The 14,682-nt window shown below is 50.6% G+C and carries 13 protein-coding genes; 4 read left to right on the top strand and 9 right to left on the bottom strand.

Features of this window, described 5'->3' with window-relative positions; all coding sequences use genetic code 11:
- Positions 1 to 3: 3 nt before the first annotated feature.
- From mfd to BGK46_RS04090, 4 genes are all read left to right on the top strand, one after another.
- The gene (gene mfd / locus BGK46_RS04105; protein WP_069587292.1) at positions 4 to 3,468 is read left to right on the top strand and encodes a transcription-repair coupling factor; all 3,465 of its coding nucleotides are present in this window, start codon (positions 4 to 6) and stop codon (positions 3,466 to 3,468) included.
- Between the two features lie 41 nt (positions 3,469 to 3,509).
- Positions 3,510 to 4,379 carry a peptidoglycan binding protein CsiV gene (locus BGK46_RS04100; protein ID WP_254659654.1) on the top strand — a complete coding sequence of 290 codons (870 nt, stop codon included), beginning with the start codon at positions 3,510 to 3,512 and terminating at the stop codon, positions 4,377 to 4,379.
- 228 nt (positions 4,380 to 4,607) lie between these two features.
- Positions 4,608 to 5,543, top strand: a complete 936-nt coding sequence (locus BGK46_RS04095; RefSeq protein ID WP_139130727.1) for a hypothetical protein — start codon at positions 4,608 to 4,610, stop codon at positions 5,541 to 5,543.
- A 3-nt stretch (positions 5,544 to 5,546) separates the two neighbouring features.
- Positions 5,547 to 5,876, top strand: coding sequence for a hypothetical protein (locus BGK46_RS04090; RefSeq protein WP_069587288.1), 330 nt, complete (start codon positions 5,547 to 5,549; stop codon positions 5,874 to 5,876).
- A 54-nt stretch (positions 5,877 to 5,930) separates the two neighbouring features.
- Here BGK46_RS04090 and BGK46_RS04085 read toward each other — a convergent pair whose 3' ends face one another.
- The 9 genes from BGK46_RS04085 to hinT all read right to left on the bottom strand — a co-directional run bounded on the left by BGK46_RS04085 (position 5,931) and on the right by hinT (position 14,585).
- Positions 5,931 to 7,325: a DEAD/DEAH box helicase gene (locus tag BGK46_RS04085; RefSeq protein WP_069587286.1), complete on the bottom strand. Its 1,395-nt coding sequence runs from the start codon at positions 7,323 to 7,325 to the stop codon at positions 5,931 to 5,933.
- Positions 7,326 to 7,591: 266 nt separating this feature from the next.
- Positions 7,592 to 8,881: an NAD(P)/FAD-dependent oxidoreductase gene (locus tag BGK46_RS04080; RefSeq protein ID WP_069587283.1), complete on the bottom strand. Its 1,290-nt coding sequence runs from the start codon at positions 8,879 to 8,881 to the stop codon at positions 7,592 to 7,594.
- A gap of 323 nt (positions 8,882 to 9,204) precedes the next feature.
- Positions 9,205 to 10,539: a heme anaerobic degradation radical SAM methyltransferase ChuW/HutW gene (hutW, locus tag BGK46_RS04075; RefSeq protein ID WP_371440451.1), complete on the bottom strand. Its 1,335-nt coding sequence runs from the start codon at positions 10,537 to 10,539 to the stop codon at positions 9,205 to 9,207.
- A 177-nt stretch (positions 10,540 to 10,716) separates the two neighbouring features.
- A complete protein-coding gene (gene ycfP / locus BGK46_RS04070; protein WP_069587280.1) occupies positions 10,717 to 11,271 on the bottom strand; it encodes an alpha/beta hydrolase YcfP in 555 nt (184 codons plus the stop codon).
- Between the two features lie 180 nt (positions 11,272 to 11,451).
- Positions 11,452 to 12,297 carry a DUF6279 family lipoprotein gene (locus tag BGK46_RS04065; protein ID WP_069587278.1) on the bottom strand — a complete coding sequence of 282 codons (846 nt, stop codon included), beginning with the start codon at positions 12,295 to 12,297 and terminating at the stop codon, positions 11,452 to 11,454.
- 14 nt (positions 12,298 to 12,311) lie between these two features.
- Complete coding sequence (locus BGK46_RS04060) at positions 12,312 to 13,175, bottom strand: phosphotransferase (RefSeq protein WP_069587275.1); 864 nt, start codon at positions 13,173 to 13,175, stop codon at positions 12,312 to 12,314.
- Positions 13,162 to 13,740: a hypothetical protein gene (locus BGK46_RS04055; RefSeq protein WP_069587273.1), complete on the bottom strand. Its 579-nt coding sequence runs from the start codon at positions 13,738 to 13,740 to the stop codon at positions 13,162 to 13,164. Before BGK46_RS04055 ends, BGK46_RS04060 begins: the two co-directional genes overlap by 14 nt.
- 69 nt (positions 13,741 to 13,809) lie before the next feature.
- Complete coding sequence (locus BGK46_RS04050) at positions 13,810 to 14,208, bottom strand: YcfL family protein (RefSeq protein WP_084781253.1); 399 nt, start codon at positions 14,206 to 14,208, stop codon at positions 13,810 to 13,812.
- 26 nt (positions 14,209 to 14,234) lie between these two features.
- Positions 14,235 to 14,585 (bottom strand): purine nucleoside phosphoramidase, encoded by a 351-nt coding sequence (gene hinT / locus BGK46_RS04045; RefSeq protein WP_069587271.1) that lies wholly within the window; start codon positions 14,583 to 14,585, stop codon positions 14,235 to 14,237.
- Between the last annotated feature and the right edge of the window lie 97 nt (positions 14,586 to 14,682).

Raw genomic sequence — 14,682 nt, 5'->3', positions numbered from 1 at the left:
TTCATGACTCAACAACCGCTATACACGTTTACCCTTCCCCGTGGTGCGGGTGACGTCAAACACCTAGGCAACTTAACGGGTGCGGCGTTACCGATTGCCGTCGCCAACATTCGTCAGCAACATCAGGGACCCATTTTTTTGTTGGTGCCCGATAACCAAACCGCAGTTCGCTTGCAGCCCGCGATCAGCCAATTTACCGAGGGGCAATGCGATATTTTTCCCGACTGGGAAACCTTACCTTATGACAGCTTCTCGCCCCATCAAGATATTATCTCTGCACGACTGGCGTGCCTGTACCAACTGCCGACCCAAGGTGACGGCGTACTGATCGCGCCGGCGAGTACCGCCTTACAACGTGTGACGCCAAAGCAGTTTCTCCATCAGCATGCATTGATGGTGAAAAAAGGTGACATTCTGTCGCTCGAGAAGCTGCGCGACCAACTGACGGATGCCGGCTATCGCCATGTTGACCAAGTCATGGAGCACGGTGAATTTGCCAGCCGCGGTTCGATCCTTGATTTATTTCCGATGGGCAGTGATGAGCCTTATCGCATCGACTTTTTCGATGATGAAGTGGACACGATTCGTCAATTCGATCCAGAGAATCAGCGTTCGACTGGTGAGTTAGCGCAAATTCAATTGCTGCCTGCGCACGAATTTCCCACCGATGATGCCGCCGTTGAGTTTTTCCGTGGCCGCTTCCGCGAGCACTTTGAAGCCCGCCGAGAACCGGAATCTGTCTACCAACAAGTCAGCAAAAAAACATGGCCGGCAGGGATTGAATACTGGCTACCGCTGTTTTTCGACCAAACCGAAACCCTGTTCGACTACCTGCCCGATAACACCCTGATTTTAACCGTGGGTGATATCGAAGCGGCAATGACACACTTTCTCGATGACGTGGCACACCGCTACGACCAGCGCCGTGTGGACCCCTTACGTCCGCTATTACCGCCGCACGCTATTTGGCTTAATAAAGACCAGCTGTTTAGCCACTTGAAGGATTATCCGCAACTGCGCCTATCAAGTGACAACGTCACAGAAAAAGCAGGCCGTGAGAATGTCGATATCTCTCCACTGCCGACGTTAACGGTCAATCATCAAGCCAAAGAACCGCTAGCCGCACTGCGTCAATTCAGTGAACAATTTAGCGGTCACTTGGTATTCTCGGTCGAATCGGAGGGTCGCCGCGAGGCACTGCTTGATCTGTTGACCCAAGCTAAAATCCGCCCCATGGTCGCGTCGTCGCTCTCAGACGCGCTGGCGCAATCGGGCCGATTCAGTCTTATCATTGGGCCGGTTGACCAAGGCTTTATTGATAACACTCGTCAATTTGCCCTGATTTGTGAAAGCGACATGTTTGGCGAGCGTGCTGTACAGCAACGTCGTCGTGATAAGCGGAAGCAAAGCGTCAACAACGATGCCGTGATACGCAGTTTGGCCGAGCTCAAACCGGGACAACCCGTGGTTCATCTTGAGCATGGCATCGGTCGCTATCAAGGACTGCAAACACTTGAAGCCGGTGGACTCAAAACCGAGTACATGACCCTTGAATACCAGCAAGGCGCCAAGCTTTATGTGCCGGTCAGTGCGTTACACTTGATTAGCCGCTACTCCGGTGGCGCGGAAGATGCAGCGCCTATCCATAAACTCGGGGGCGAAGCATGGGAGAAAGCGCGTCGTCGCGCGGCAGAAAAAGTGCGCGATGTCGCTGCAGAGCTGTTGGATGTCTATGCCAAGCGTGAAACCAAGCCTGGCTTTGCCTTCAAACATGACAAAGAAGCCTATCAAGTATTTCGATCCAGCTTCCCGTTCGAAGAAACGCCGGACCAATCCCAAGCCATTAACGCGGTCCTCTCGGATATGTGCCGCCCCATTGCCATGGATCGCTTAGTGTGTGGTGATGTCGGTTTTGGTAAAACCGAAGTGGCCATGCGGGCTGCGTTTCTTGCCGTCAATAACAGCAAACAAGTCGCCGTACTTGTGCCGACCACTTTGCTTGCCCAGCAACATTTCGAAAACTTCCGTGACCGCTTTGCCAACTTACCGGTCCGCGTCGAGGTGCTCTCTCGCTTTAAATCAGCGAAAGAACAAAAAGCCATTTTGGCCGACTGTGCCGAGGGAAAAATCGATATTTTGATTGGCACCCATAAACTGCTGCAAGCGGATGTGAAGCTACGTGATCTGGGCTTGCTCATCGTGGATGAGGAACACCGTTTTGGTGTCCGCCAAAAAGAGAAAATCAAAGCCATGCGCGCCAACATTGATATTCTCACCCTTACGGCGACCCCGATCCCACGGACGCTCAACATGGCCATGAGTGGCATGCGCGATCTCTCGATCATCGCCACGCCACCATCACGTCGCTTGGCGGTAAAAACCTTTGTCCGCGAGCGCGAAGACACCTTGGTCAAAGAAGCGTTGTTGCGCGAAATTATGCGCGGTGGTCAAGTGTATTTCTTGCACAATGACATCGAAACAATTGAAAAAACCGCGAATGAAATCAGTGAAATGATCCCTGAAGCGCGCGTAACCTTGGCCCATGGTCAAATGCGTGAGCGGGAACTCGAGCGGATCATGAGCGATTTTTATCATCAAAAATATAACGTCTTGGTGTGTACCACCATCATTGAGACCGGTATCGATGTGCCGTCCGCGAACACCATCATTATTGACCGTGCCGACCACTTTGGTTTAGCTCAGCTCCACCAACTGCGTGGACGTGTCGGTCGCTCGCACCATCAGGCCTATGCCTACCTACTAACCCCACATCCCAAGCGGATGACCAAGGACGCCGCCAAGCGATTAGAAGCCATTGCCTCACTCGAAGATCTGGGCGCTGGTTTTACCCTTGCCACCCATGATTTAGAAATTCGCGGGGCCGGAGAGCTGTTGGGGGATGAGCAAAGCGGCCAAATTCAATCGATTGGCTTTACCCTCTACATGGACATGCTTGAGCAAGCCGTCGAGGCGCTAAAAGAAGGCAAAGAGCCGAGCTTGGATGCGCTGTTAAAAGAGCAAACCGACGTCGAGCTTCGACTCCCCGCTCTGCTGCCGGATGACTATATCCCTGACATCAACACCCGTTTGTCGATGTATAAACGCATCGCCAGCGCGAAATCGAATGATGATATTCAAGAGCTTCAAGTCGAGTTAATTGATCGCTTTGGGCTGCTCCCTGATGCCACCAAAAACTTGTTACATGTCCAACAAATCAAGTTACGGGCGGCACACCTAGGAGTGAAGAAAATCGAAGCCAGTGACCGCGGAGGGGTGGTTGAATTTCATGAGGATGCGCAAATTGATCCCGGATTCTTAGTGGGACTGTTACAATCGCGTCCAGACAAGTATAAATTTGATGGGCCAACCAAAATTAAGTTTGTCGAAAGCCTCACTGACCGACGTGAGCGGATGAACTTTATTGATGAGCTGTTGACTCAATTTGCAAGTCACCAACTGGTCGCCTAATCGGCGATCAGACTGGCTTGCCAGAGAGAACGGAGTAACCTGTGAAAAACCATCAACGTCAACCACAAGGCTGGCTAACGCGCATTGCCAAGCAAAGCATTTGGGCATTACTGCTTATTGCCATCAGTCAGCCGGCTTTGGCTAAACGACTTTATGATGTCGAGCTGATTGTGTTTAAACGCAATCAAGATCCCGCGAGCGTCCAAGAAAGCTGGCCCACCCAAACCGATATCCAGTCGGTCAATCGAGCGGTTCCAGTCACCAATACGACGGCATTGCAAAACGCAGGCCTGACCCCGCTACCGCGTAGCCAATGGCAATTAACGGACGCATACAACAAACTGGCCAACCATGCAGGCTTCACCCCGATGGTGCACGTGGCTTGGCGTCAAGATGATAGCGGGCGCGCAGCACTTCCCTTACTGCGGGTTAGCGCGGGCCGAGATTATAGCGACCGGTTTAACGCAGATGGCACCCCGATCATGACCCAACCTGCTGCACCAACAAACGCAACAGCTTCTAATACCGAGTCACAGTGGGACGAGCAATCATTGGATACCCGGCCACCTCGCCAACCGCTCTATGAGCTAGATGGGACACTACGCGTCTATGTACAACATTACTTGTTTGTCGAGGCCGATATGGTGCTACGCGAGCCCAGCGAGAGACGCGCTCTGGTTGAAGACATTATCGATATGCCGTTGCAAACCTCAGACGCACAACAAGGTGCGGCAACGAGTACCAACAATGTACAAGTTGCAGGCTTGGAAAAGGTGAAAAAGCAGTATCACATCCAGCGTTTCTTGCAGCCCTATGCATTCACGCACAAACGACGGATGCGCAGTGGTGAGACCCACTATTTGGATAACCCCATGATGGGCATGATTATTCAAGTAAGAAAGGTAAACTAACCCTGTCCAGTCACTGCTGAACCCTATCAGTACTGAACAAAATGGCCTTGTCTTCCTATTGGATGGCAAGGCTTTTTTATGTTTGAACACAATGTAAAAGATACATTTATCAATTTCAGTTCGAGTTGTTATTGATACCACATCCAATAAAAAGACTGCTGATATATTTATAATCACTGAGCAACAGCCACACTCGTTATTTAGGCTTCATAACTTTGTGATTATTCCATGCGCTTTTCTCTATCCCACACACAATGTCGCCATGCCATGCTTTGGGTGGCTGTTATCAGCTTGGCAGGCTGTACGTCCCAGTCATCAAAACAACTGGTAAAAGACTATGCGGAACAATCCGTGAAGATTCATCGCGCGGTTGACGCTGTCTACGTCACCGCCGAACAAGCGCGCGTGGATGCTATTCTGTCTCGTGCCGTGCGCGATGGATTATCGGCGTCCGAACTGAATATCGCGCCCATCCCACACATTGGGCAACGACAAGCCCTTGCCGATTTAATCCGCTACGCCAACCTTCTTTATGCCTTGGCTTCTGACGATCATCACGCACGCCTTGACGAGACCTCCGAGCAATTGCATGACACACTGACCGACTTAGCCAACAACCCTTTTTTGCGCGACGACCAAACCATTGATGAGTCAGACATTTCGTTGGTATCGACCGCAATCAACGCACTCGGCCGTGCGATGACGGAGACCTCTCGTCATCAACAGTTACGCGCTGTGATGGAAGCAGGACAACCCGTCTTACAACAAACCATTACGCGCTTACGACAAGACTTACCCAATTGGAACATGGCCACACGCGTCTCTTTCGACCAGGCCTTATCGATTCGCTTGCAGCTTTTAAATAACCCCAATAGCTGCCAGCAAAGCAAGGAAATGCGCTGTATCACACTGCATACATCTTATGATGATCGCCTTGAAGCATACCGACAGGCTTACCGTACCAAGCAGGTCCTGCTCAACTTAGACACACAGTTTGCACAGCTAGACTTGACGCTATCGGACTATCTGGTCATGCACGATGCCATCATCACATCGCTCACCATCGATAACACCGCTTCTTTGCAAGGGGCGCGTCGCGCTATAGAAACGACTAAACAGCATCTTGATGCACTCAAAGACTTTCAGAATCAGTTGGAGGAATAAGCCATGAGCCCGAAAGACGCCAGCTACCATCTGCTCAAGGCAAATTACGACAGCCTCGATCGCTTTTTAAACCAAACCCTGATTGGCCCCAAGCTCGCACCTTTACAGCGGAAAAGAGAACAACTCGGCGAAAAACTTTACCTGTACCACACCACCGTGATTGCCACGCACAGTGAGCAATTTGAACAAGACGCTGATGCGTTTGATCGCCTCATCGCCCATGCCCGCCAAGCGCAAGCAGTGATTGATGAGGCGGAAGAGACGATTGAGCATGTTGCTAAAATCGGTGACGCGATTGATAAAGTACTCGTACAGCTTGCTAAGATCATGTAATAAAAAAACCGGCGAAGTGGCCGGTTTTTTTATGCTCAGTACACAGCGTCTAGGTTATGCGCTGTTTTTTGCTGCAGCGGGTCGCGCTCGGCGCGGCTTGTTCGCGCCGTTGCTATCGCTGCGCGTGCGTGGTGGGCGATTGCCGGTACCACGTGACTTACCGTCGCCTGCGCTATCGGTATGACGTCGATTTTTACCCACCGGTTTGTGTCCGCGCGCGTTATCGCCAGAGCGCTGTCCATCTTGACGCGGTTTATTCTTTTTCGGTTTCTTTGGCTTTATCGGACGCGTATCCAATTTCGACTCTGGCAACGGATTCGTGACGGGAAAGTCCGCTAGAGTATGACGAGGCAATACCTGTTTAATGAGGCGTTCAATGGCGAACAAATCTTTCGCTTCGTCCGCACAAACCAAAGACACCGCATTGCCCACAGCGCCTGCGCGACCAGTACGACCAATACGGTGAACATAGTCTTCTGCCACATGGGGTAAATCAAAGTTCACCACTTGCGGTAAATGAGCAATATCGATCCCTCGTGCGGCAATATCAGTGGCAACCAACACCCGTACTTCACCGGTTTTAAATTTCTCTAACGCTTTCGTTCGCGCGCCTTGACTCTTATTGCCATGAATCGCCGCCGCGCTGACACCGTACTCTTCCAAATAGCGCGACAAACGGTTAGCGCCATGTTTGGTTTTGCTAAACACTAACACCTGCTGCCAATTATTATCGGCAATCAGTGATAGTAGCATCGGCGCTTTTTTCTTTTTATCCGCAGGATAAATGCATTGCTCGACCCCAGTCGCGGTTTGGTTCGCAGGATTGACTGAGATCTCAACCGGATTGTTGACTAGCTCTTTCGCCAGTTGGCGAATTTCATCCGAGAACGTGGCGGAGAACAGCAAATTCTGGCGCTTAGCCGGCAGCAAGCCCAAGATCTTACGAATGTCACGAATAAAGCCCATATCAAGCATACGGTCGGCTTCGTCCAAGACCAGCACTTCAAGCTGAGAAAAGCGCACGGCATTTTGCTGGTACAAATCCAGCAAGCGTCCCGGTGTTGCTACCAGCACATCAGCGCCTTTACGAAGTTTCATCATCTGCGGGTTGATCTTCACACCACCAAATACCACGGTTGAGCTGAGCGACGTGTATTGGCTGTATTGCTCCACGTTTTTGTGCACTTGCGCAGCAAGCTCGCGCGTTGGCGTCAGGATCAAGGTACGTACATGGTTGGGGCGAGCACGTTTACCTGCCTGCAAACGCTCCAAAATCGGTAAGGTAAAGCCCGCGGTCTTACCGGTACCAGTTTGCGCGGCCGCCATGACATCGTGTCCTTCAATCACCGCAGGGATCGCTTTTTCCTGAATTGGTGAAGGTGTGGTGTAGCCTTGCTCTTGCACGGCTTTCAATAGTGGTGCAGATAGTCCTAAAGAGGAGAAACTCATTAATTGATCTCAATAAATAAAAAATGTCGTCACGGGCCGCATGGCCCATCACTTAGGGTCATGAATATCAATATCGTGGTATGAGAAAAACTCGGCGTCAGGAGGGTTGCTCTAGAAGTGATATCAATAATCTTGATTACGGCGCTATTGTGACGACTTTCACGTCAAGCGGCAACTAGAAATGCGCCAATTCGAACAATAAAAAAGACCGAGGCAAGCCTCGGTCTTGGGGTTTATACGCTGTTTTAGCGCAGCTTCACACGTGTTTAGTGCAGCTTCAAACTTGGACGTAGCACGCGGTTGATCCGTCCTACCAACATCATCAAGCCAGTTTTCACGTAACCGTGCAATGCAATCTGATGCATCCGATACAAAGAGATGTATACCACACGAGCAATCCGCCCTTCGATCATCATTGAGCCTTTGGTCAGATTACCCATCAAGCTACCTACCGTAGAGAAGCGGCTGAGCGAGACCAGTGAGCCATGATCTTTAAACACATACGGCTTTAGCTCACGACCATTTAATTTAGCAACAATGTTGCTAAAGCAGCGGCTTGCCATCTGGTGCGCTGACTGGGCGCGTGGCGGTACCATGCTGCCGTCGGCTTGCGTACAAGCTGCACAGTCACCAATCACAAAGATATCGTCATCACGCGACGTCTGAAGTGTGTTTTTCACGACCAATTGATTAATGCGGTTAGTTTCCAAGCCCGCGATATCTTTCAAGAAGTCCGGTGCCTTGATCCCAGCAGCCCACACCATGATATCGGCGTGAATACGCTCACCCTCTTTGGTTTCCAAGCCTTGATCGTCTGCCTTAGTGACAAAGGTATTGGTTTTCACGGTGACACCCAGTTTCAACAGCTCTTGGTGCGCAGCACTCGAGATACGAGTAGGCAGCGCTGGCAAAATGCGCTCACCGGCTTCCACCAAGGTCACGTTCAGTTTCGAGCTATCTAAATCACGGAAACCGTAGTTACGCAGCTCTTTGATGGCATTGTGTAGCTCTGCTGATAGCTCAACACCGGTTGCCCCTGCGCCCACAATCGCAATATCCACACTGCCTTGGCCGTGTTTTGCATGCAAACGCAAGAATTCGTTGTTCATTTCCGCGCGGAAGCGGTGAGCCTGTTTAGGGTTATCGAGGAAGATACAATGGTCACGAACGCCCGGCGTGTTGAAATCGTTGGAGGTCGAGCCAATCGCCATCACTAAGATGTCGTACTCGAGCTCACGCTCCGGCATCAACAGTTCGTTATTTTCATCGTACATGGGCGCCAAGGTGATCACTTTTTGGTCACGATCAATGTCCCACAAGGTCCCCATTTGGAAATCAAACCCGTGATTTTTGGCATGAGCACGATAGCTCAAAGCATCAACGCCCTCATCCATTGAGCCAGTTGCCACTTCGTGAAGCAATGGCTTCCATAGATGGCTACTGTTCTTATCTACCAAGGTGATTTCTGCACGACGCTTGCGGCCTAACGTTCGGCCCAGTTTGGTTGCAAGCTCTAGCCCGCCTGCACCGCCACCGACAACGATAATTTTGGTCACTTCTACATCCTTACCTAATTAAAAACTTACACATCAGCCACTTATATAGTCACTGACAAAAATGGGGGTTGGGCCAGTAATCAAATTACAATCTGTTTCGTGCGCGCTGCTTTCATTGTTTTAGTTTGTTGCATCAGCGCTTAGTCTATTTTGCCGGAAAACGTCGCCTACTTCGAGCATAGATTCGGTTTCGGCCGCCTTTTACATGATGAAATAAAACACCATAATCTGTTGCCAAGACAAGTGAAATTTCGCCCTTTTCGTACACTTTTCTTCGAAGCAAAGGTAGCTTCAGATAACTAATTGAACTTTAATTCTAATAGTTAGAGTGACTGCAAGACATAAATGCAGGCTTGCGCAAGTGTTACGGACCAAAACTGACCTGCAAGAGTAAGCTGTAATTTATTTTCACATAATGTTACCAATCCACGCTGCTGCCAGACCGCGAACAACGGCGAGAGATACTGAAACACGCTCATCCCTTGCCAAGGCGGTAATGTATCCGCGTGAAGCACACCCATATCTAATCCTGCTTTGATAGCATCATACACTCGACGATGCTCCACAGCGTCTACAACGCGCGCAATCGGCATGGTGTTGGTTTGCATTGCATCGAGATAGGATGCCAGCTCGCGATGCTGCATGATCCCGACCCCGTCAATACTGCCACCGGCACCACACCCTAGTGGTAAAATATCGGCACCATGCTTGGCGAGCCGGTTGTAACGACTTTGCTCACGTTGATTACGTGCCCAGTGATTGACACTGAGTCGTCGACAATCGTGTTGGTCCATCAAACTAACGCCTTGCGCGAATAAGCTAGCTTTTTCTGCCGTGGTCGCCGGCGGTGGCATTTTCCCTTGCTCGACCATGCGCAGCATCGGCGTATTTGGCGCCACCACCAGCTGGTAGAGATCAATGCCATTGGCGCCGGTTTGCAGATAGTCGGCCACATCTTGCCTAAAGATCTCAGCCGTTTGATAAGGCAAGCCATACAACAAATCCACCACAATCGTCGCTTCCTGACTGGCACTTAATGCGTGAATACGCTCACGCACAGTGTCACCATCATCTAAACGTTTTGCCGCGCGGCGGACTTGGGTATTAAAGCTCTGTACCCCAAACGAGAAGCGGTTAAATCCCCCATCAAGCGCATGCTCGAACGCATTATCATCAAAGCCATTGATTCGCCCCTCAAGGGTGATTTCGCAGTCGGGCGTGAGCCAAAATTGGCGACGGATTTCTTGACCCAATTGCTGTAATTGCGCTGCCGACAACGCAGTTGGTGTCCCCCCACCGACATACACCGCCTCAAAAGGCTGCGCTTGGGTCCATGGCATCGCCGCTTTCATACCAAGCTCTTTGAGTAAAGCCGCGAAGTAGCTATCAATCAGTGTGCGGCTCGCCGCATGTTGGAAAAAGTGACAGTAAGTACACCTCACTCGACAAAATGGCACATGGATGTATAAGCATCGTGGTCCAGATTGCGCTGGCAGTGATAAAAGCTGTTGTGTAACAGCTGCCACTCCTTGTTCGAGCGGTAAAGGCGTTTGATGGGTCGCCGCGTGGGCGTGTTTTTTCGGCGGGAAGGCAAAACGCAATGGGTCTGGGGTATGCGTGCCCAAAATCGTCTCATCGAACGGTGTAAGATCAACCAACATAACGGCTCCAAGTATTTATACGCCGAATCCGGCTCTGTAATATAAATACAAGTGATACGCGATCTCATTTGTTGTTTTATTGATCTCACATCGCTCTGAGGCGCTGTTGATGTTTATTCGGTCAATTCGACGCGCCCCAGTGCACAAAGACCCGCTTTACGACTGGGGAAACGATTAAGTGTGGAGTGCGGGCTGCTTTTTAAAATCCGCAATGGCGTTGAGGTGTGCCGATAGGTTTTTAAACTTGTGAGTTTGCGTTTCATCCCAACGGACAGGATAGAAAGGTGACAACACTTGATAACTGCGGCGACTGTCGAGGACTTCATCCTCTCGCGATAACACCACCAATGCTCGTTGTTGATTGCGTTGACGAAAGTCTGCCACACACTTGGTGGCAATATCCTCATACTCTTCCGGCCTATCAATTTTGCCGGTCATATTCTCGTGCGGATATAAGTTCGGATTAAACAGGACCTGCTTGATCCCACACAAAAAACCTACCCGTTCTGCCCAATACGCGCCTAAGCCAACGCCGCAGATCAGTGGATTGGGATCCTGACTCGCGTCTAGCTGCGTCTGCACTTGTTTGAGCAAATGCTGCATATCGTGTTTCGGATGCATGGTGCTGTAATTGATGGTGCGCACGTCGTCATCAACAAATTGGAGCTGCAACACTTTCTCATGGTTGCCTGGGCTGGTTGAATCAAAACCGTGGAGATATAAGATCATGGAAAGCCATCCTTGGTTATCGCAAAGCTGTGACCCCTATCAATAGCATAGCCATCCAGACAGGAAAATGAGCAAGATCACCCTAAAAATAATCAGGGTATTTGGCGTAACCATGAGGTAGGTGATTTGATGCATACAGCAACGCCCAAACCCTACCGGGCCGAGGGAAGACTAAAAAGACTAACGGCTCATCTCGTTCAGGCGTGTTTGCCACTCAATAAGGTTATCGACCAGTTGAGTTCGCTGATCCTCATCAAGGCTACGATCAAGGCGCAACAACCAATCTAACCGACGTGAACGATAGATAGCCATTTCGGTTTCCGTCTCCGGCCCTGCTCGCCATGCCACCACATCATCCACCCACTCTGACAACGCGGCCTCAGTGTCGATTGACTGTCGATTTTTAATAATCGCAAAAAGGCGGCTAACTAAGCGCTCTCGCACCTGACGAAACGTTGGCATCGCCGCTTGCTGATACTCTGCCATTTCGACAAACAAGGGCTGTTGATGACGCGCGGCGCTGCCAATCCACTCTTCCGTATCTTCCTCGAGATCATCACGTTGATAGGCAAATTGCTCATCTTTAGAACGCTTTGCACGTCGCTCGGATGCCTCTTGAATCTCGTCTTCCATCCACTGAGTGAGCGCCTGAGCTTGCTGGTCATCAAAGCTATCAAGTAAACGGGCCGTTGCGGGCACAAACGCCTGTAGCGTCGCGTGGATTCGCGCTTTTACCGCCTCTTGATGGTCACGCAATTGTGCCATTGTATGTCGCTCGGTACTGTGGGTGGCGATCAGTCCTAAGCGTTCAGCTATCGCGGGTAACTCATGGGTTCGATGCCATTGCTGAATCTTGTCAAGGTCTGCTTTCACTTGGCGAGATTGCTCGGGGCGTAAGTTAACAATGTCATCGATGTAGTAATGAATCCAAAACGGCAAGGTGTTATATGCAAGCTCGGTAGTGCAACCCGTCAGGACGAGTAATAAGCCCCCTATCAAGCCATAGCGAAAACGCGACCTAGCCATTGCAACTCTCCTTATCATTCATCCATTCCCGCCAGTTGGCGATATAACCGCTGTGCTTGCTCTTGGTAAGTGTTGAGCCCATACAATGATGCGCCCACTTCATACCAGCATAGCGCGAGATAATCAGCAAAGGGCAGCCATGCCTCTACAGCTTGGCGCACCGGTGCCGAGTCATCGATGCATCGTAACGCACAATAATCGGACACGACTTGTGCCGGTGTATAGCCGTTTGCCCGACAAAAAAGTGCAATGTCCAAACTCGCACTGCCTAATCGGGCATATTCCCAATCAAGCACACAGGGCGTACCATTTGGCTGAATAACCACGTTATAGCTACCCAAGTCCATATGACATACCACAGGTGCGAGCGGTTCTGTGGGTAATTGCCATTGACACCTGTCACGCAGCTGCTTGAGTGTTTGCTGCTTTGCCAAGGCCAACTGCTGCTCATAATGTTGGCATTGGGTGCGGACATCTTGTGTATCCAAACGACCTTCCATTGAATGGATACGTACCAACAGCTCGATTAGGATCGCTCGGCTCTCAACTGAATGCGGATCAAGGGGATCACCTTCCACCCAAGGGACCAAAAGCCCGTCTGACAAATGACAAACGGGTGCCGAGGCAAGCTGATAGGTAGCAGCCAGTGATTGCGCAGCCGCCTCGCGCGACCGAGAAATCGCAAAAGCGTCACTCACCTGACTTCGGGGCCGCCACACAAAGCGTCCCCCTTGTGAGTCATCAATCCGCAAACAGCGGTTGGTCAGGCCCCCTTCGAGTGGGGTAACACGCTGAATTGAAACGGGCGCTGAATAGTGCTCACACAGCGCCGCTTCCAGTAAAGTTTTTAACGCGGGGGAAAGATTAACGGCTGACAAAACGTTGAGTGTCCTGCCATTCAATCACACCTGTGGTCAAATCCATCAGCTGCAGTGATAAGGTTTTCTCTTCTTGCCCCGTGACCTTGCCACCAAGCTGATACTGTGCTCCCAGTAAGCGCCCATATTGCATCACTGTAGTCGGATCAATGAGAACCTGTCCCTCACCCAAACCTAACGACTGACGAACTACGTCGACTTGCGCCTTTGAGACCGTTCCAATCAGCCCTTGCCCAGCAAGGCCTTGTTCTAACTGTTTTGACACACCGACAGTGTCTATATAACCGTCAGTCAGATTTTGTAGCGGTTGCACCAAGGTCACAGGGACGCCTTTCAGGGTTTCACTGCGCATTAAGGATTGCACCGCGGCGCGCATGGCTTGGTTAAAACTGCCATGCACCGCCCCGTGCTGCACGGTGGTTTCTTGTGGAGCCGACGGCTGATAAATCGGCTGCGTGCGAGGTGCACAGCCTGCAACTGTGACAACAAATAACCCCATCGATAATGCTTTTACCAATGCATTTGGCTTACGTAAAGCGGTCGTCAATGCGCAGCGTGCGGACATAGAGATGACTCCGTAAATAAAAAATGAATAGACCAGAAAAGCGTGAAAAAGTGCCAACAAACAAGGGGATTATTCTGGTTGCATGACGGCTAAACGAAACTGCGAAACCTTGATATCAGGTATCGGCGCATGAATATCGCGCTGTGTATGGGGAGGAATGGTCACAGATTGCCAAGACGCCGCAGAGGTCGATAATTGGAGCCCTTGGCTATCGTACCAACTAAAGCGATACTGCATGGTTTGCGGTTGACTAGACGTATTTTCTAACCACACACATGCTTGATTTCCGTTTGGGGTACGACGAACCATCGTCTCTTTAACCCATAGCGACGTCGCCAGCTCTGGATCGGCAAAAACCACGGTTTGGTGTGGCGCAATGCGCAGGTCAGTCGACTGACTCCCTGCGCAGCCCGCCAACACCAAGGCAAGTGCAATCATCAAAATTTGGATTTGATTTTTACACATCATTCACACCATCGTCGACTTTGCCGTGGTTAACTCACCACCATGGGGCCCAGCGCGCGTCCGCCTACTAGGTGCATGTGAATATGGTACACCTCTTGGCCACCGTGTTGGTTGCAATTCATGATCAAACGGTAGCCGTCTTCAGCGATCCCTTCGTCAGCCGCCAGTTTTTTCGCCACCGTCACCATACGACCTAACGCTAACTCGTCTTCAATATTGACATCATTGGTGGTGGGGATCAGTTTGTTTGGTACCACCAAAATATGCACAGGCGCACGCGGGTTAATATCACGGAAAGCAGTGACTAAATCGTCCTGATACAAAACATCTGCGGGGATTTCTTTACGAATAATTTTGCTGAAGATGGTTTCTTCCGCCATGGTGTGCTCCCTTTTATAAATATAAACCCTGCCAAGTATGCGGTACCCCTTTGCCAAGGGCAATATGTACAGCGCAGTTGCATGCGACAATTTGGTC

Source organism: Salinivibrio sp. SS2 (assembly GCF_001722075.1).
GTDB classification, from domain to species: Bacteria; Pseudomonadota; Gammaproteobacteria; order Enterobacterales; family Vibrionaceae; genus Salinivibrio; species Salinivibrio proteolyticus.
Note: the sequence above shows the minus strand (reverse complement) of the source record. Positions and strands in the feature narration are given on the sequence as shown.